This window comes from Aeromicrobium sp. SORGH_AS_0981 (assembly GCF_031453195.1).
GTDB lineage: Bacteria > Actinomycetota > Actinomycetes > Propionibacteriales > Nocardioidaceae > Aeromicrobium.
Genome location: NZ_JAVIZD010000001.1, coordinates 2,877,705 through 2,894,865, shown reverse-complemented (window position 1 = coordinate 2,894,865; position 17,161 = coordinate 2,877,705). Strand labels below are relative to the sequence as shown.

16 protein-coding genes are annotated in these 17,161 nt (G+C 72.4%); 5 read left to right on the top strand and 11 right to left on the bottom strand.

The features are described 5' to 3' along the window. Positions 1-34: 34 nt before the first annotated feature. Positions 35-1,264, top strand: a complete 1,230-nt coding sequence (locus QE370_RS14465; protein ID WP_309634759.1) for a lipase family protein — start codon at positions 35-37, stop codon at positions 1,262-1,264. Here QE370_RS14465 and QE370_RS14460 read toward each other — a convergent pair. Beyond that, positions 1,261-1,797: a gluconokinase gene (locus tag QE370_RS14460; RefSeq protein WP_309634758.1), complete on the bottom strand. Its 537-nt coding sequence runs from the start codon at positions 1,795-1,797 to the stop codon at positions 1,261-1,263. The genes QE370_RS14465 and QE370_RS14460 overlap by 4 nt on opposite strands. 32 nt (positions 1,798-1,829) lie before the next feature. Between QE370_RS14460 and QE370_RS14455 the strand changes: the two genes are divergently transcribed. Then, entirely contained in the window at positions 1,830-2,513 is a 684-nt protein-coding gene (locus QE370_RS14455; protein WP_309634757.1) for an FCD domain-containing protein, read from the top strand. A gap of 44 nt (positions 2,514-2,557) precedes the next feature. Here the strand turns inward: QE370_RS14455 and QE370_RS14450 are convergent, their stop codons facing one another. From QE370_RS14450 to QE370_RS14435, 4 genes are all read right to left on the bottom strand, one after another. Beyond that, the gene (locus QE370_RS14450; RefSeq protein ID WP_309634756.1) at positions 2,558-3,934 is read right to left on the bottom strand and encodes a GntP family permease; all 1,377 of its coding nucleotides are present in this window, start codon (positions 3,932-3,934) and stop codon (positions 2,558-2,560) included. Positions 3,935-4,067: 133 nt separating this feature from the next. Continuing rightward, positions 4,068-6,725: an SNF2-related protein gene (locus QE370_RS14445; protein ID WP_309634755.1), complete on the bottom strand. Its 2,658-nt coding sequence runs from the start codon at positions 6,723-6,725 to the stop codon at positions 4,068-4,070. A gap of 50 nt (positions 6,726-6,775) precedes the next feature. Then, positions 6,776-7,096 (bottom strand): putative quinol monooxygenase, encoded by a 321-nt coding sequence (locus QE370_RS14440; protein WP_253021738.1) that lies wholly within the window; start codon positions 7,094-7,096, stop codon positions 6,776-6,778. An 89-nt stretch (positions 7,097-7,185) separates the two neighbouring features. Continuing rightward, positions 7,186-7,581: a co-chaperone YbbN gene (locus QE370_RS14435; protein ID WP_253021736.1), complete on the bottom strand. Its 396-nt coding sequence runs from the start codon at positions 7,579-7,581 to the stop codon at positions 7,186-7,188. 158 nt (positions 7,582-7,739) lie between these two features. On the opposite strand from QE370_RS14435, the gene QE370_RS14430 reads away from it, so the two are divergent. Then, positions 7,740-9,305: a DUF6884 domain-containing protein gene (locus QE370_RS14430; protein WP_309634754.1), complete on the top strand. Its 1,566-nt coding sequence runs from the start codon at positions 7,740-7,742 to the stop codon at positions 9,303-9,305. Between the two features lie 67 nt (positions 9,306-9,372). Then, positions 9,373-9,549 carry a hypothetical protein gene (locus tag QE370_RS14425; protein WP_253021732.1) on the top strand — a complete coding sequence of 59 codons (177 nt, stop codon included), beginning with the start codon at positions 9,373-9,375 and terminating at the stop codon, positions 9,547-9,549. 101 nt (positions 9,550-9,650) lie between these two features. Here QE370_RS14425 and QE370_RS14420 read toward each other — a convergent pair whose 3' ends face one another. Both QE370_RS14420 and QE370_RS14415 read right to left on the bottom strand, forming a co-directional pair. Further along, a complete protein-coding gene (locus QE370_RS14420; protein ID WP_055967782.1) occupies positions 9,651-9,857 on the bottom strand; it encodes a cold-shock protein in 207 nt (68 codons plus the stop codon). A gap of 204 nt (positions 9,858-10,061) precedes the next feature. Then, complete coding sequence (locus QE370_RS14415) at positions 10,062-10,562, bottom strand: CAP domain-containing protein (RefSeq protein WP_253021730.1); 501 nt, start codon at positions 10,560-10,562, stop codon at positions 10,062-10,064. 249 nt (positions 10,563-10,811) lie between these two features. On the opposite strand from QE370_RS14415, the gene QE370_RS14410 reads away from it, so the two are divergent. Beyond that, positions 10,812-13,205, top strand: a complete 2,394-nt coding sequence (locus QE370_RS14410; RefSeq protein ID WP_309634753.1) for an immune inhibitor A domain-containing protein — start codon at positions 10,812-10,814, stop codon at positions 13,203-13,205. Between the two features lie 81 nt (positions 13,206-13,286). Here the strand turns inward: QE370_RS14410 and QE370_RS14405 are convergent, their stop codons facing one another. The 4 genes from QE370_RS14405 to QE370_RS14390 all read right to left on the bottom strand — a co-directional run bounded on the left by QE370_RS14405 (position 13,287) and on the right by QE370_RS14390 (position 17,161). Then, positions 13,287-14,606 carry an MFS transporter gene (locus QE370_RS14405; protein ID WP_309634752.1) on the bottom strand — a complete coding sequence of 440 codons (1,320 nt, stop codon included), beginning with the start codon at positions 14,604-14,606 and terminating at the stop codon, positions 13,287-13,289. Next, entirely contained in the window at positions 14,590-15,024 is a 435-nt protein-coding gene (locus tag QE370_RS14400; protein WP_253021724.1) for a MarR family winged helix-turn-helix transcriptional regulator, read from the bottom strand. Before QE370_RS14400 ends, QE370_RS14405 begins: the two co-directional genes overlap by 17 nt. Before the next feature lie 122 nt (positions 15,025-15,146). Continuing rightward, entirely contained in the window at positions 15,147-16,361 is a 1,215-nt protein-coding gene (locus tag QE370_RS14395) for an APC family permease (RefSeq protein ID WP_309634751.1), read from the bottom strand. Between the two features lie 2 nt (positions 16,362-16,363). Continuing rightward, positions 16,364-17,161 (bottom strand): exodeoxyribonuclease III, encoded by a 798-nt coding sequence (locus tag QE370_RS14390; RefSeq protein WP_309634750.1) that lies wholly within the window; start codon positions 17,159-17,161, stop codon positions 16,364-16,366.

The window sequence follows — 17,161 nt, the reverse complement described above, 5'->3', positions numbered from 1 at the left end:
GCGGCCGAGGGTGTCGCGCAGAGGGGGTCCCACCATGTCTCAGTCCGTCCTGTCCCGACGACGACCGTCCCGAGGGCGTCGTCTCCTGCTCGCCCTTGCCGCCACGCTCGGCGCGGGCCTCGTCGCCGCGCCGCCGGCGTCGGCCGACGACTTCTACACACCGCCCGCGGACACGTCGGGAGCGCCCGGCACGGTCCTGCGCAGCGAGCCGTCGGTGTTCTACCTCGACCCGCTGAAGGTGCTGAGGGCGCCGGCCGACGTCACCCGCGTCATGTACACGAGTGCCAACGCCTCGGGTCCGACCGTCGTGACGGGCACGATCCTCAAGCCCCGCGGGGCCTGGGTGGGCGCGGGGGAGCGTCCGGTCGTCGCGTACGCCGTGGGCACGCAGGGCATGGCCGACCGGTGTGCTCCGTCGCGGCAGCTGGCCGCCGGCACGGAGTACGAGGGCGCCTTCATCAAGGGCCTCCTCGCCCGGGGCTACACCGTGGCCGTCACCGACTACGAGGGTCTCGGCACCCCCGGTGTGCACCCCTACGTCGACGCGCGCGCCCTGGGACGCAACGTCCTCGACTCGGTGCGCGCCGCGCAGCGTCTCGGCATCGTCACGAGCACCGCACCCGTCCTCGTGTCGGGCTACTCCGAGGGCGGCAACGCCGCCGCCGGTGCGCTCGAGCTGGCTGCGTCGTACGCCCCGGAGCTGAGGCTCAAGGGCGGCTACGCAGGTGCCGTGCCTGCCGACCTCTCGCGCGTCGCTCCGAAGCTCGACGGCTCGCCCTACTCGCTCTTCCTCGGGTACGCCGTCGCGGCTCTCGACGACGCGGAGCCCCAGCTGCGCATCAGGGACCTGCTCAACGCCCAGGGCAAGCAGTTCCTCGATCGTGTCCTGGACACCTGCCTCGTGGACGGCATCGTGCCGAACGCGTTCGTCCGCACCTCCACCTTGACGAACGAGGGCCGACCGATCGCCGACTACCTGAGCCGACCTGACATCGCCGCCGCCCTCGCCGAGCGACGCCTCGGGGCCACCGCGCCGTCCGTCCCCAGCCTGGTGAGTCACTCCGGGCTCGACGACGTCGTCGACTACCAGCAGGGACGCGACATGGCGCGGTCCTGGTGCTCGCAGGGTGCCAAGGTCCGCTTCCAGACCCTCGTGACGCCGACGCACGTCGGTGGGTTCGTCGCCGGGTTCCCGAGCGCGTTCGCGTTCCTAGAGGGCCGGGTGGCCGGAGCGCCGTTCGTCTCCACCTGCGGCACCTTCTAGCGCAGCACGGCGCCGCGCGCCGCGAGGGCGCGCACGGCCTCGACGCCCCGCTCGACGACCACGTCGAGCGGGGCGTCGACGTCGATCGCCGTGCCGAGCTCGTCGGGCTCGAGCGGCTCGAGCGTGGCGAGCTGGCTGCGCAGCAGGCTCGGGGGCATGAAGTGCTCGCGCTCCTCCATGCGTCGGTGCAGCACGTCGGGCTCGGCCACCAGGTGCAGGAAGCCGATGGTCCCTGCGGGCAGCCCGCCGCGGAGCAGGTCGCGGTAGGTGCGGCGCAGCGCCGAGCACCCCAGCAGCGCCGAGGTGCCCGCACGCTGCCTGCTCGCGAGCAGGTCGGCGAGCTCCTCGAGCCAGGGTCGGCGGTCGTCGTCGGTCAGGGGCGTCCCCGCGGCCATCTTCGCGATGTTCGCCGCCGGGTGGTGCTCGTCGCCCTCGACGTACGGGACGCCCAGCCGCTCGGCGACGCGCGACCCGACGGCCGACTTCCCGGTGCCCGAGACGCCCATCACGACGACCTGGAGCGTGCCGCTCATGGTCGGCCCCCGCACGCCCTAGAGTCCTCCTCATGCCGACGGCGCACGAGGAGGTCCTGGCCGACCTCGGTCCACGCATCGTGGACGGTCTGCTCGCCCCGGGCGACGCGCTGACGCTCGACGCGATCCGCGCCGACTACGAGGTCTCGCGCACCGTCGCGCGCGAGGTCGTGCAGGTGCTCGCCTCCATGGGGCTGGTCGAGAGCCGTCGTCGCACGGGCGTGACCGTCCTGCCCGAGGAGCGGTGGGACCACTACGCGCCGTCCGTCATCCGCTGGCGCCTCGCGGGGCCTGGTCGCGGACGCCTGCTGCACCAGCTGGCGCAGCTGCGCGCGGCCGTCGAGCCGACGAGCGCGGCGCTGTCGGCCGTCCACGCGACGCCCGAGACGCGGCGTCGACTCCTGCGCCTCGCCGACGAGCTCGAGCGCACCGGGGCCGGCGGCGACCTGCAGGCCTTCCTGGAGCTCGACGTGACCTTCCACCGGCTCCTCCTGGACGGCACCGGCAACCCGATGTTCCGGGCTCTCGGTGACGTCGTGGAGGAGGTGCTGCGCGGTCGCACCGACCACGACCTCATGCCGTCGGAGCCCGCGCCCGAGGCCCGACGTCTGCACGCGGAGGTCGCTCGCGCGGTCGCCGCGGGGGAGGCCGAGGCGGCGCGTGCCGCGATGCACGCGATCTGCGTCGAGGTCGTCGGTCAGCTCCGACCGGACTGAGTCGCCCGTCGGGTGCGCGTACGGTCCCGGACGGCGGTGCTGACTCATGCGACCAGAGGGTAGGCGACGGCGGCGAGCGCCAGGGCGCTGAGTCCCAGCGTGGTCTCCATGACGGTCCAGGTCCTCAGCGTCGTGCGGACGTCGAGGCCGAAGAACCGGCTGACGAGCCAGAAGCCGGAGTCGTTGACGTGGGAGAGCACCGTCGCGCCGGCGGCGACCGCCGTGACGAGCAGCGCGACCTGCACGTCGGAGAGGTCGGCGGTCTGCGCGGCGACGAGGCCGGACGCGGTGGTGAGGGCCACCGTCGCCGAGCCCTGCGCCACGCGCAGTGCCGCAGCGAGCAGGAACGCCTGCAGCAGCAGCGGGACACCCAGCCCGCCGAGGGATTCCGTGAGTGCCGCGCCGACGCCGCTCGTGCGCAGGACGCCGCCGAGCATGCCGCCCGCTCCCGTGATGAGGATGACCGAGCAGACCGGCCCGAGCGACGCGTCGAGCAGGGCACCCGTCTCCGCGAGGGAACGGCCGCGTCGTCCGAGGGTCCCGATGGCCAGCAGCAGCGTGAGCAGCAGGGCCACGGGCGTCGTCCCGACGAGCACGAGGGCGTCGACCCAGGCGTGGCCCTCGGCGAGGGTGCCTCCGGCCACGAGGGTGGTCAGCACCGTGTTGAGCCCGATGAGGACGAGCGGGACCAGCAGGATGGACAGCACGAGGGCGACCGGCGGAGGGGTCGAGTCGTCTCCGCCGTCCTGCTCCTCGCCCAGCAGGAGCGTCGGGACGTCGACGTGCACGCGAGAGCCGACCCACCGCGAGAACAGGTACACGCCGACGTACCAGCTGACGACCGCGATGGGCAGGTTCACGAGCAGGACGACGCCGAGGTCGCCGCCCATGACCGTGCCGGCGGCGACGGGTCCGGGGTGCGGCGGCAGGAGCGCGTGAGTCGCGGCGAAGGCGCCGGCGGCGGGCAGCGCGTAGACCAGCACCGACCCACCGAAGCGGCGGGCCACGGTGAGCACGATGGGCAGGAAGACCACGAGGCCCGCGTCGAAGAAGATCGGCAGCCCGAAGAGGAAGGCTGCGACACCGAGGGCGAGCGGGGCGCGGCGCTCGCCGAAGCGCGACACGAGGGTGTCGGCGAGCACCTGGGCCCCACCGGAGGCCTCGAGGAGGCGGCCGATCATCACGCCGAAGCCGACCAGCAGGGCCACCGACGCCAACGTCGAGCCGAACCCCGAGGTGAGCGCGGTGGGCACGTCGACGAGCGGGATGCCCGTGGCGACGGCCGTGAGCAGGCTGACCAGGACGAGCGCGACGAAGGCGTGCAGCTTGACGCGGATGATGAGGACGAGCAGCAGGACGACGGCGGCCAGCGCGATGGCCAGCAGGACGCCGGTCCCGTGCACGGGGTCGATGGGATCCACGGGGACTCCGGACGTGAGGGGACGAGGGTCACCCGGCGGGCGACGCGGGACGTGAGGCAGGTCACGTGAGCGTGCCACGAAAGGTAGTACCAAGGCAAGTCGGGGTGGCCGTCCGCCGGCCAGCTCGGCCGGGTCAGCGGCGCAGTCGCACCAGCTCGACCAGCTCGGCGTCGGTCAGCTCCGTCAGCGCGCTCTCGCCCGCGTTCACGACGGCGTCGGCCAGTGCCCGCTTCGAGGCGATCAGCTCGGCCACGGACTCCTCGATCGTGCCCTCCGCGATGATGCGGTGGACCTGCACCGGCTTGGTCTGGCCGATGCGGTGGGCCCGGTCGGTGGCCTGGTCCTCGACGGCCGGGTTCCACCAGCGGTCGTAGTGGATCACGTGGTCCGCGCGGGTCAGCGTGAGTCCGGTGCCTCCGGCCTTCAGCGACAGCACGAACACCGGGACCTCGCCCGCCTGGAAGCGCGTGACCATCTGCTCGCGGGTCGGCACGGGGACGCCGCCGTGGAGGAACTGCACGGGGATGCGTCGTTCGGTCAGGTGCCGGGTGAGCAGGTGCCCCATCTGCGCGTACTGCGTGAAGACGAGGGCGGCGCCGTCGGCGGCGACGATCTCGTCGAGCAGCTCGTCCAGCATGTCGAGCTTCCCGGACCGGCCCGTCAGCGTGGCCCGCGGCTCGCGCAGGAGCTGCGCCGGGTGGTTGCAGACCTGCTTCAGCTGCGTGAGCAGCCGGACGACGAGCCCGCGACGCTGCATGCCCTCGCTGGACTCGATCTCTGCCATCGTCTCGCGCACGACGGCCTCGTAGAGGCCGACCTGCTCCCGCGTCAGGTGCACCCGGTAGTCGGTCTCGGTCTTCGGTGGCAGCTCGGGCGCGATGCCCGGGTCGCTCTTGCGGCGCCGGAGCAGGAACGGGCGGACGAGGCGCGACAGCTCGCCGGCGCGGTCGCGGTCCTGACCGCGCTCGATGGGTCGCGACCACCGGCGCCGGAACTCCTCGAGCCCGCCGAGCAACCCCGGGGTGGTCCAGTCCAGGATCGACCACAGCTCCGTCAGGCCGTTCTCCACGGGCGTGCCCGTCAGGGCGAGGCGGACCGGCGTCGGGATGGATCGCAGGGCCTTGGCGGCTGCGGACCGGACGTTCTTGACGTACTGCGCCTCGTCGGCGACGACGACGCCCCACCCGGTCTCGACGTCGGCGAGGTCGACCGCGTCGCGGCGCAGCGTGGCGTAGGTCGTGACGACGAAGCCCTCGGTCACACCGACCAGGCTGCGCCCGGTGCCGTGGTGGCGTCGGACCGGGACGCCCGGCGCGAACCGCTCGATCTCGCGGACCCAGTTGCCTACGACGGACGCGGGACAGACGACGAGCGTCGGGGCCACGGGCTGTCCGGCCGCGCGCGCCTGGTCCTCCAGGTGCAGGTGCAGCGCGATGAGCATGACGGTCTTGCCCAGGCCCATGTCGTCGGCGAGGATGCCGCCCAGCCCGAGGTCGACGAGCTGGGCCATCCAGCGCAGACCGTCGCGCTGGTACTCGCGCAGGGTCCCGTGCAGCCGCGGCGACGGCTCGACGGGGTCGCGCGACCCGTGCTCGGCGAGCCGGCGGCGCACGTCGTCGAGCCAGCCCTCGGTCGACACGTCGGTGCGCACGTCGTCGATCTCGATCTCGCCGGACACGGCGGCGCGCAGGGCCTCGATCGCGGTGAGCTCGTGCGTGCGCCGCTCCAGCAGGGCCTGCGTGCGGGCCGGGTCGACCAGCACCCAGCGCTCGCGCAGGCGCACCAGACCGTGCTGGGCCTCGGCCAGCACGTCGAGCTCCTCGGCGGTGAGCGTCTCGTCGCCGAGGGCGAGGTTCCAGTCGAAGCGGAACACCTGCGAGCGGCCGAACGCGCGCGGCCGGTCGTGCGGCATCGCGTCGCCGACCCGGCGGACGGTCGGGCGCGAGTCGAGGGAGCGGACCAGGCCGTCGGGCCACAGCACCTCGACCCGGTACGAGCGCAGCAGGCTGGCGACGCGGGTGCGTCCGAGCTCGCCGACCTCCTCGGCCGTGAGCGGCACCGAGCCCTGGTCGAGCCGCCCGAGCATGCGCGTGAGGGTCGGCCAGGCGGCGGCAGCCGTGCTGACCAGGGTCCGGACCCCGGGTCGTGCGCCTGCGCCGAAGTGGTGGTCGTCGCGACGCCACAGGTCGGCGACGTCGACGGCCGACCACGACGCGTCGAGCGGCTTGACCTTCAGGCGCACGTCGGCCACGTGGCCCTCGGCGTCGGCCGACTGTCGGAAGGTGACCACGAGCTGCCCGCTGAACGCGCGCGGCCGGACGGGCGCCTGCTCGACGAGCGGTGGTGGCGCTGCGCCGCTAGGGCGGCTCCGGCGACGCATGCCCTGCGGGTCCGGCACCGCGTCGTCCTGAGGCTGCGTGGCGACGGCGGGTGCGTCCACCGCGAGCGCCGCGAGGAAGCCCCGGACCTTCGCCTGTCCCGACGCCGCGTCGGCACCGACCGAGCGCGCCGCGTCCTGCAGCTGCGACGCGGAGGAGGAGTCGGGCGCGGCGAGCCGTCCGGTGGCCATGAGTCGCAGCGCGAGGATCGCGGGCGTGGCCCACGCCCGGACCGACGGGTCCGCGTTCATCGTCCGGATGCCCTGGCTGAGCGGACCGATGGCGTCGCTCGCCGTCACCTCGTGCTCCCCGTCGGGCGCGGTGAAGACGAACCGCGAGGCGGCGGGGTCGTCGGCGACCACGAAGTCGACCGGGTGGCGCAGCAGCACGCGCAGGTCGGTCGTCGTGGGCATCCCTCTAGTGTCCCTCACGCGGTCCGGCGACGGGGCAGGGGCCTGGGCGCTCAGTCGACCTGGAGCTCGCCCATGCGGCCCCAGCCGTCGACGGGGATCGTGTGGCTGATGATCTGCGGCGTGGACGTGAGCAGCGGACGCATCGCCTCCAGGCCGTCGGCGAAGTGCTGGCTCGAGACGTGCGCCTCGGCGGCGTCGTCCTGGAAGCCCTCGACGAGGACGAACGTGTTCTCCTCCTCCAGGCTGCGCGACCACTCGAAGAACAGGTTGCCCTCCTCGGCGCGCGTGGCCTCGGTGAACGGGCGGACGGCCTCGGGCCACTGCTCGACGGCCTCGGGGCGCACGGAGAACTTGACGTTGATCAGGATCATGGGGGTCCCTTCCGGTGGTGGTGTCGCGCCCCTCGGCGCGACGGGCCGCCGCCCGAGGTGGGGGCGGTGGGCCAGTGGGGGGCTCGGACTCAGGCGTCCGCGTCGGGCGTGCCCGGCTGCTCGGCGGCGCGCGCCTCGGCCACCTGACGCTGGACGTCGTCCATGTCGAGGTCGCGGACCGCCTGGATCACCTGGTCGAGAGCCGGCGCGGGCAGCGCACCGGGCTGGCTGAAGACGAGCACGCCGTCGCGGAACGCCATGAGCGTCGGGATCGACGTGATGCCGGCGGCTCCGGCGAGCTCCTGCTCGGCCTCGGTGTCGATCTTGCCGAAGGTCACGTCGGGGTTCTGCTCGCTCGCGGCGTCGTAGACGGGCGCGAACTGCCGGCACGGACCGCACCAGGACGCCCACCAGTCCACGAGGGTGATGCCCTCGCCGGTGACGGCTTCCTCGAAGCTCTGGGCGGTGAGGTCGATGGTCGACATGAGAGTCCTTCCGGAGACGTCGTGGGTCGTACCCCAGCGTGAACGACACGTCGCTCTCGCGCATTCCCTGTGATCCACGTCCCGTCGCGTCATGGATCGCGGGTCGTGGTCTCTGCGTACCTGTCGAGGAGCGGCATGACACGGGATCGGGAGGTGCGGTGAAGTACGACAAGCCAGTCTGGCAGCTGATGTACGAGTGCGCCGACGCGATGCCCGACCCCTTCGGCTACGAGCACGTCCACCGCTGGTTCGCCCGACGCTATCCCGAGGTGAGCCAGGCCACCATCCGCGCGCACCTGGTGGGCCTGTGCGAGGGCGGTCGGCCCAAGCAGCCGCAGTTCGCGGTCAGGTCGTCCCTGTTCCGGCGCGTCGCCCGTGGCCTGTACGAGGTGATCCCGCCCGAGGAGCGCAAGCTCGACCCCGACCTGCCCGAGGCGCCTGACGACCCGCCACCTCCCGCTGCGCCCGTCGACCGGGCCCGACGTGAGGCGAGCTTCGCGACGTCGGCCTTCACGGAGGCGACCGTCGTCCAGGCCCGGCCCGAACCCGACGTCGAGGCGCGGCACGACGGTCCGGGACCCTCGGCGCGGCTGGCGACCTTCGAGGACATCGTCGAGCGAGCCGGGCTCGCCGGGCCTCGGCTGGAGGTCCGCGACCCGACCGCCGAGTCCGCCGACGTGCTGCTGCTCGCCGGTGCGGGCGAGCGCGTGCTCGTGCCGGCCCCGGCCCGCGAGGTCTACCGCGCGGACCGCTTCCAGGCCGCCCGGCTCCGTGCGCAGGCGCGCGGTGCCACGTGGTTCGTGCTGTCGGCCGAGCACGGGCTCCTCGAGCCGGGGGAGTGGGTCTCGCCCGACTCGCGCGACCTCGCCGACCTCGACCCCGTCTACCGCGGCGTCTGGGCCCAGTGGGTGCTGGTGCGCCTGGAGTCCCTCGACGGTCCGGTGGCGGGGCGACGGGTGCACCTGGTCGCGCCCGAGGCCTACGTGGGACCTCTCGCCGCGGTGCTCCAGGACGCCGGAGCGGAGGTCACGGTCGGCGGTGACGAGTCGCGTCCCGTGCCGGTCGTCAGCGAGCCGCGGGTCGCCGTGGAGCAGTCCACGGCTGCGGTCGAGGGCGAGGCCGGGGAGGAGCCGGTGACCCTCGGCCCCGGTGTGACAGCGGCACCTGCGGTGCAGGCAGGTCCGGTGCACGACGGTCCCGGCGACGCGGTGCTGGCGGCGATCGAGCACCTTGCCGGCACCGAGCACGCCGTGAGGCCGCAGGACCTCGACGCCATCCAGGAGGTCGCGGGGGTCTTCGCCTGGCACGTCGACGCCGAGGGCGCCCGGGTGCTCAACCGCAGCCTGATGCTGCCCGTCGGCGCCGGCGTGCTGCACGTGGGGCACGCGGGAGCCGTGGGCCGGACCGACGACGTCGTCACGACGGTGCGCCACCTCGTGCAGACCGTCCAGCTGCACGGACGCTCCCGCTCCTCGACGTTCCGTGCCGCGCTGGCCACGATCCTGCAGGAGCCGCTGCGAGCGGACGGCCTGGACGACCCGGTCGTCACCGACTGGATGCAGCAGCACCTGCGGGTCGTCACCTGGCCGATGCACGACCGCGAGGCGATCCGCGAGCTCGCCCAGCACGTCGTCGAGCAGCTCGAGCCGCCCCTGAACGTCGACCACCTCCGTGCCGGCGAGGTGCGTCGACGCCTCGGCGAGCTGCGTCGTGCCATCCGCTGACGCGGCGCGCAAGACTACCATTCGGTAGGGGTGTCGGACCGTCGAACATGAGACTAGCCTCATGAACATGGACGATCTGACCTTCGACTTCCGCCCCTCCGACGTCGCTGCTGCGTCCGCCCGGTTCCCGGGGCGTCCACTGGGCGTCCTGGACCGGCCGGTCGCTGCCGACGCGACCCTGGCGGTCCGCGAGCGCGGCACCGACTTCGCCCAGCACGCCTGGGACGAGTCCGGTCACCTCTGAGACCGGACCCGCTGCGGTCACCGCGTGTCCCTCACGCGCCGGTGACGTGACACGGCCCCGCGAAGCATGCGCTTCGCGGGGCCGTGTCGTCGGTGCTGAGGTCAGTCCAGCGGACGGATGTTCGCCGCCTGCAGGCCCTTCTGGCCCTGCTCGACGTCGAACTCGACCTTCTGGTTCTCGTTGAGCGAGCGGTAGCCGCTCGTCTGGATCGCGCTGAAGTGGGCGAAGACGTCCTCGCTGCCGTCGTCGGGCGCGATGAAGCCGAAGCCCTTGTCGGCGTTGAACCACTTGACCGTTCCGGTTGCCATCTTTCCTACTACTCCTTCGGGTGCGTCCACGACCGTCGTGGACGCGTCGTCCGTCGTTTCACCCGCTGAGCAGAGCGCCCGGTGTGCGGTCCCCGAGCTGCCGGCACGGTTAAATCCAACGGCAACGACACCAGCCTAGGACACGGTCGCGGCCCGGGCCGAACGCCGTCTCGGCGCGTCGGTCGCCGGCGCCGGCGGCTCCGGTCAGCCGGGCTGGCCGTACAGCGCGACGGAGTAGTAGCGGTCGTTGCTGTCGCGCCACGCGCCCACGCCGATGCGGCGGAACGCGGCGTTCATCTGGTTGGCGCGGTGGCCGCCGGAGGTCATCCAGTTGATCTTGGAGCACGAGGACGAGCACACCTTGTCGGTGGAGCGGCCGACGACGCTGCGACCGTCCGGGTAGCCGAAGGCCAGGTTCTCGCCGATGCTGCGCAGGCCGCACTCCTTCATGATCGTCTTCAGCGACGAAGACGAACGGTGGACGAGCGCCTTCTCCTGCGTCGCGAGGTGCTTGGCCCAGGAGTCGGCGTAGCGGTCCATGCAGCTGTTGAGCGCGAGCTTGGGGCGGTCGAACTTCGCCCGGACCCCGTTGGTCTGCTCGAGGATCTGCTGGGAGTAGACGCTGACCCGCACCACGGCGTGGGCGGAGCCTCCCGTGAGGCTCACGAGGAGCGCGGTGAGGACGACGGCGATGGTGGTACGCATGCTGCTCCTGGTGACGGGGACCGAACCTGGTCAGTCTCACACCTTTGGGTCCCGGGCACTAGGTCCTGACCAGAGATCGACCGGAGAACTAGTTCTTTAGTACTAGTCACCGGTGAAGTCAAGACTGTCGTCGTCCTCAGCAAACGTTTAGGTTGGCCCGAGCCTCGTGTCGGACGAGCCCACCGGCCCGCCGACGCGACAGGGGGCCGACCGGCCCCCGAGACATCAGTTGTTCCTAGGGGGGACCACGTGAAGCGTGTCACGTCATGCGTGCTCGGGATCGGGCTCGCGTCATCGCTCGGACTCACGTTCGCAGCACCGACCACGGCGGCCGAGGCGCCGCCGCAGCAGGGGGTCGACCGCGTCCAGAAGGACCACGACCTGCCGAACCCGCTCGAGGACAAGCGTCGGGAGCTGCGGGAGCAGGCCGTCGCGTCCGTCGTGAGCGGCGAGGCGAAGCCCGTCACCCGCAACGGCAGCACCGTCGTCAAGGTCGGCGAGGCCGCGGCTCCGGCCGACGCCGCGACGCTCGCGAGCCCGAAGGCGTCGCGCGGCGCCAAGGAGCGCGCGGCGAAGGGCAAGCGCAAGGACCAGTACGTCGAGCTGTCGCAGGAGCGCGCCGACAAGATCTTCGTCATCCTCGCGGAGTTCGGCGACGAGCGGCACCCCGACTACCCGGACGCCGACACCGATCCCGCCACGCCGGGACCGGAGACGTTCGACGGCCCCCAGCACAACCAGATCGAGGAGCCGGACCGGTCGAAGGACAACTCGACCGTCTGGCAGCCCGACTACGACCGTCAGCACTACCAGGACCTGTACTTCAAGACGGGCCGCGACGTCGAGTCGGTCAAGACGTACTACGAGACGCAGTCGTCCGGTCGCTACACGGTCGACGGGACCGTCTCGGACTGGGTGAAGGTGAAGTACAACACCGCGCGCTACGGCCGCGACGACGCCTCGACGTGGAACCTGATCCAGGACGCCACGACGCAGTGGGTGGCCGACCAGCGCAAGGCCGGCCGCACCGACGCGCAGATCAAGCAGCAGCTCGCGGAGTACGACGTCTACGACCGCTACGACTACGACGGCGACGGCGACTTCAACGAGCCCGACGGCTACATCGACCACTTCCAGATCGTCCACGCCGGTCACGGCGAGGAGGACGGCGACGCGACCTACGGGGAGGACGCCATCTGGTCGCACCGCTGGTACGCCTTCCTCACCGACCAGGGCGTCACGGGGCCGTCGCAGAACCGTCTCGGCGGCACGCAGATCGGCGACACCGGGCTCTGGATCGGCGACTACACCGTGCAGCCGGAGAACGGCGGTCTCTCCGTCTTCGTCCACGAGTACGGTCACGACCTCGGCCTGCCCGACGCCTACAGCACGGCGGGTGGCGACAACAGCAACGAGTACTGGACGCTCATGGCGCAGTCGCGGCTGAACGCCAAGGGCGAGGCCCTCGGCGAGCGCGCGGGCGACCTGGGTGCGTGGGAGAAGCTGCAGCTCGGCTGGCTCGACTACGAGGTCGTCGGGGCCAAGGAGAGGCGGACCCTCGAGCTCGGGCCCCAGGAGTACAACACCGCCAAGGCGCAGGGTGCCGTCGTGGTGCTCCCGAAGAAGGAGGTCACCCGCGACCTCGGAGCGCCGGCGGCGGGCTCGAAGCAGTTCCACTCCGGCTCCGGTGACGACCTCGCGACCACCATGACGACACAGGTCAGCATCCCGTCGGGCGCGACCGACGCCGAGCTGACGGCGCAGGTCCGGTACGAGATCGAGGAGGGCTACGACTACGCGTACGTCCAGGCCTCGACCGACGGCGGCACGACGTGGACCGCGCTCGACGGCACCGTCGGCGGCACGCCGATCGGCGACGACACGTCGGGTCGCCCGGGCATCGACGGCGAGCAGGAGACCTGGACCGACCTGTCGGTCCCGCTCGACGCCTATGCGGGCCAGAGCGTCCAGCTCCGGTTCCTGTACAAGACCGACGGTGGTCTCGCGCTGCCCGGCCTGTTCGTCGACGACGTCGCGGTGACCGCGGGCGGCTCGACGCTGACGTCCGACGGCGCGGAGGACGGTGCGGGCGCCTGGACGCTCGACGGGTTCAGCGTCGTGGGCTCGTCGACCACCGACGCCTACGACAACTTCTACGTCATGGGCCACCGCTCGTACGTCTCCTACGACCGGTACCTGCGGACGGGGCCGTACAACTTCGGCTTCGCAAGCACCCGCCCGGACTGGGTCGAGCACTACGCCTACCAGCAGGGTCTGCTGATCTCCTACTGGGACACGTCGCAGGCCGACAACAACACCATCACCCACCCAGGTGAGGGTCGGAACCTGCCGATCGACGCCCGGCCGCGACCGATCATCGACAGGACGACGGGCAAGCCGTTCCGTGCCCGCGTCCAGGTCTACGACGCGCCGTTCTCGACGCGGAAGGCCGACTCGATGACGCTGCACACCGACGGCAAGCCCACGTACGTCCGTGGACAGGCCGCCGCCCCGCTCTTCGACGACACGAAGAAGTACTTCTACGCGGAGGCGCCGCAGCACGGCGTGAAGCTGCCCGGTGCCGGGGTCAAGGTCCGGGTGCTGTCGGAGAAGGGCACGTCGCTGAAGGTCCGGTTCAACTGAGCTGACCGGCTCGACCGGACGGGGTCCCGACCAGACGGGGCGCGCACCGAGAAGGTGCGCGCCCCGTCGTCGTGGACCGGTTCAGCGGGCGTGCAACGCCTCGTCGATGGCACCGGGTGCGCCACCGAACTCGTCGGCGACCTCGCCCGCGACGTCGTCCTGGTCGGTGACGACGTGACCGTCCTCGTCGAGCCCGGCATCAGCGTCGCGCAGGGCCCGGTGGGCGGTGGACAGGACGACCGCGGCGCCCAGCACGGCCACCGCCGCGATGGCGAAGGGCACGTGCACCGACCATGCCTGCACCATCCGGCCGGCGGCGAACGGCGCGAGACCGCCGCCGATGAAGCGGACGAAGCCGTACGCGGCGGACGCCACGGGACGCTCCACCGGCGAGATCGTCATGACGGCCTGCGTCATCAGCGTGTTGTTGATGCCGATGAAGATGCCCGCCGCGATGACGCAGCCGACCATGAGTCGCTGGTCGGTGGGGTCGGTGGCCATCAGCGCGAGGTCGACCGCGAAGAGGGTGAAGGCCGCGTAGAGCGACACCGACGTGCCGAAGCGCTGCTGCAGCCACGGGGCGGCGACCACCGAGAAGAACGCGACCAGGACGCCCCAGGCGAAGAAGACCCAGCCGAGCTGGGTGATGGACAGCGCCATCGGGAACGGGGCGTACCCGAGCATCGTGAAGAAGCCCCAGTTGTAGAGCAGGGCGGCCACGCTCATCGTCGCCAGGCCGCGGTGGCGCAGCGCCTTGAGCGGGGCGCTGATCGGCGTCGCGTGCGTGGGCTTCGCCGTGGACGGCAGCAGGAGCACCGTCGCGACGAGCGCGATCGACATGAGGACGGCGACGCCGTAGAACGGGCCGCGCCAGCTGATGTTGCCCAGGGTGCCGCCGACCAGGGGGCCGGCTGCGATGCCGAGGCCGAGCGCCGCCTCGTAGAGGATGATCGCCCCGGCGAACCCGCCCCGCGCGCTCGAGACGATAGCGGCGAGCGAGGTGGCGATGAACAGGGCGTTGCCCAGTCCCCAGCCGGCGCGGAAGGCGACGATGCCCTCGATGCTGCCGCTCGACCCCGCGAGCGCCGAGAAGACCACGATGATGGCCAGACCGACCACGAGCGTGCGCTTGGCGCCGAAGCGGCTGGAGACCGCGTTGGTCACGAGCATGGCGACCGCGGTGACCACGAGGTAGCTGGTGAAGAGCAGCGTCACCTCGCTCTCGGTGGCGTCGAGCTGCTCCTTCAGGGCGGGCAGGATGGGGTCGACGAGACCGATCCCCATGAAGGAGATCACGCAGGCGAAGGCGACCGCGTAGACGGCCTTCGGCTGTCCGAGCAGGCTTGCTCGGGCGGAGCCGTGGCCGCCGGTGTCGGGTGTCTGGTCAGTGGGGCTGGTCATGGTCCTCCTGGGTCAGCTCGACGAGCGCGTCGACGGCGTGGCCGAGGGCGTCGAGTCGGTCGGGTGAGAGGCGGCCGAGTCGGGCGGCGATCAGGGCGTCCTGGCTCCGGCGTCGTTCCGCGAGGGCGGAGCGTCCGGCGTCGGTGATCGCGACGAGGGTCGCTCGGCGGTCGCTGGGGTCGCTCGTGCGGCTGACGAGGCCGGTGGCCTCGAGCCGCTGGACGAGTCCGGTCATCGCGGGCTGCCCGACGGCCTCGAGCCGGGTCAGGTCCGAGACGCGGCACGGACCGTGCCGGTCGAGCGCGGACAGCGTCCCTGCGGCCGTGCGGCTCAGGCCTCGCGTGGCCGAGTCGCGGGAGACGACCGCGACCAGCTCGCGCAGGGCCTGGGACAGGCGCGCGACGTCAGGTTGCTGCATGCAACTAACTATATCAGCACCTGATGTATCGCGCCGCGCGCCCCTCCCTCCCGCGTCGTGTGGACTTCGTGACGGTTCTCGGTCGACAGATCGTCACGAAGTCCACAGAACGCGGAGAGGGATCAGGCCGCGGTACGGGCCAGGGTGAGGCGGCCAGCGACGAGGCCCACGAGGACCACCGCGCCGGTCCAGAGCACGCCCGCGAGCGGCAGCGACAGCACCAGCAGGACGCACCCGACGAGACCCGCGAACGCGAGCACCCGCAGGACGGTGCCGCCGAGGGTGACGGCCGCGGCGTTCGTGAGGGCGTAGTAGACCAGCACGCAGCCGCTCGACGCCGCGACGGCCTCGACCGCGTCGACGAACGGGAGGGCGGCCACGACGACGAGCGCCACCGCGACCTGGGCGGCCGCGGGCACGCCGCGCGACGACTCGTGGGCGAGCGCCCTCGGCAGGTGACGGTCGCGGCTCATGGCCAGCGTGGTGCGGCTGACCCCGCCGAGCAGGGACAGCAGCGCGCCGCCCGCCGCGACCACGGCCGTGACGGCCACCGCGGTGGTGAGCGCGGGGTGTCCCAGCGTCTCGACCGCGTCGGCGACGGCGCGGCCGCTGGCGTCGGCGACGTCGGGCGGCAGCGCGTGGGCGACGGCTGCGGCGGCGACCACGTAGAGGACGGTGACGACCGCGAACGACACCGCGACGGCGCGCGGGATGGTGCGCTCGGGGTCGCGTACCTCCTCACCGAGGGTCGCGAGCCGCGCGTAGCCGGCGAACGCGAAGAACAGCAGCGCCGCGGCCTGCGGGACGGCCTGCAGGTCGAAGGCGTAGCCGGTCCCGTCGTCTCGCGGCGCCTCGCCGAGGACGAGGAGCGACGACGTCCCGACGACGAGCACGACCAGCACCGCCGACACGGTGAGCGCGTCGGCCGAGCGGCGGGCGCCGGCGAGGTCGACGGCCGTCAGCACGGCGACCGCGACGACCGCGAGCGTCGTCGCGTGACCAGGCGCCAGGTGGGCCCCGACCGCCAGCGCCATCGCCGCGCAGGACGCGGTCTTCCCGACCACGAACACCCAGCCCGCGAGGTGCCCCCAGGCGGGCCCGAGCCGCTCCCGCGCGAACACGTAGGTGCCGCCCGCGGCCGGGTACCGGCTGGCGAGGCGGGCCGACGCCAGGGCGTTGAGCCCGGCCACGAGCGCAGCGAGCAGCACCGCCCACACGACGAAGACGCCGGTGCGCCCGACCGCCGGACCGAGCGCGACGAACACGCCGGCCCCCAGCATCGACCCGGCGCCGAGGCCGGTCGCTCGGACGGGTCCGAGGACGCGGGCGAGCGCCACGGTCAGAGGGCGTAGTCGACGACGAGCGGTGCGTGGTCGGAGAACCGCTCGGCGTAGGTCGCGGCTCGGTCGACGCGGGCGGCACTGACCGTGGCGGCCAGCTCGGGCGTGGCGAGCTGGTAGTCGATCCGCCACCCGGTGTCGTTGTCGAACGCCTGACCCCGCCACGACCACCAGGTGTAGGGACCGTCGACCTCGCCGGCGTGCATCCGCGCGACGTCGACCCAGCCGAGCTCGTCGCGCACGCGGTCGAGGTACGCGCGCTCCTCCGGGAGGAACCCGGCCTTCTTCAGGTTGCCCTTCCAGTTCTTGATGTCGAGCTCGGTGTGGCCGACGTTGAAGTCGCCGGTCACGACCGCGTGGTCGGCGTGGTCGCGCAGCTCAGCGAGGCGCACCAGCAGCTGGTCGAGGAAGCGATACTTCTCGTCCTGGCTGGGCGTGCCGACGCCGCCGGAGTGGACGTAGGCCGACACCGCCGTGAGGAGGCTGCCGTCGGGCAGCACGATGTCGGACTCGACCCAGCGGCCGGCGTCGTCGAAGAACGGATCGCCGTGCCCGACGCGGTGCGCCTTGGGCTCGGTGCGGCTGAGCACCGCGACGCCCGCGCGACCCTTGGCGGCGGCCTCGGTGTGCACGACGTGGTAGCCGGTCCCGGCCATCAGCTCGTGCACGAGCGCGTCGGGCGCTCGGACCTCCTGCAGGGTGACGACGTCGGCGTCGGCGGCCTCGAGCCAGGGACCCATGCCGCGTCGGAGGGCGGCGCGGATGCCGTTGACGTTGACCGTGGCGATACGGAGCAC

Coding starts and splice junctions, on each gene's coding strand:
- QE370_RS14400 (WP_253021724.1), bottom strand. CDS start 15,024: ATGCAGCAACCTGACGTCGCGCGCCTGTCCCAGGCCCTGCGCGAGCTG.
- QE370_RS14460 (WP_309634758.1), bottom strand. CDS start 1,797: ATGAGCGGCACGCTCCAGGTCGTCGTGATGGGCGTCTCGGGCACCGGG.
- QE370_RS14435 (WP_253021736.1), bottom strand. CDS start 7,581: ATGTCGACCATCGACCTCACCGCCCAGAGCTTCGAGGAAGCCGTCACC.
- QE370_RS14465 (WP_309634759.1), top strand. CDS start 35: ATGTCTCAGTCCGTCCTGTCCCGACGACGACCGTCCCGAGGGCGTCGT.
- QE370_RS14420 (WP_055967782.1), bottom strand. CDS start 9,857: ATGGCAACCGGAACGGTCAAGTGGTTCAACGCCGACAAGGGCTTCGGC.
- QE370_RS14455 (WP_309634757.1), top strand. CDS start 1,830: ATGCCGACGGCGCACGAGGAGGTCCTGGCCGACCTCGGTCCACGCATC.
- QE370_RS14425 (WP_253021732.1), top strand. CDS start 9,373: ATGGACGATCTGACCTTCGACTTCCGCCCCTCCGACGTCGCTGCTGCG.
- QE370_RS14440 (WP_253021738.1), bottom strand. CDS start 7,096: ATGATCCTGATCAACGTCAAGTTCTCCGTGCGCCCCGAGGCCGTCGAG.
- QE370_RS14445 (WP_309634755.1), bottom strand. CDS start 6,725: ATGCCCACGACGACCGACCTGCGCGTGCTGCTGCGCCACCCGGTCGAC.
- QE370_RS14415 (WP_253021730.1), bottom strand. CDS start 10,562: ATGCGTACCACCATCGCCGTCGTCCTCACCGCGCTCCTCGTGAGCCTC.
- QE370_RS14405 (WP_309634752.1), bottom strand. CDS start 14,606: ATGACCAGCCCCACTGACCAGACACCCGACACCGGCGGCCACGGCTCC.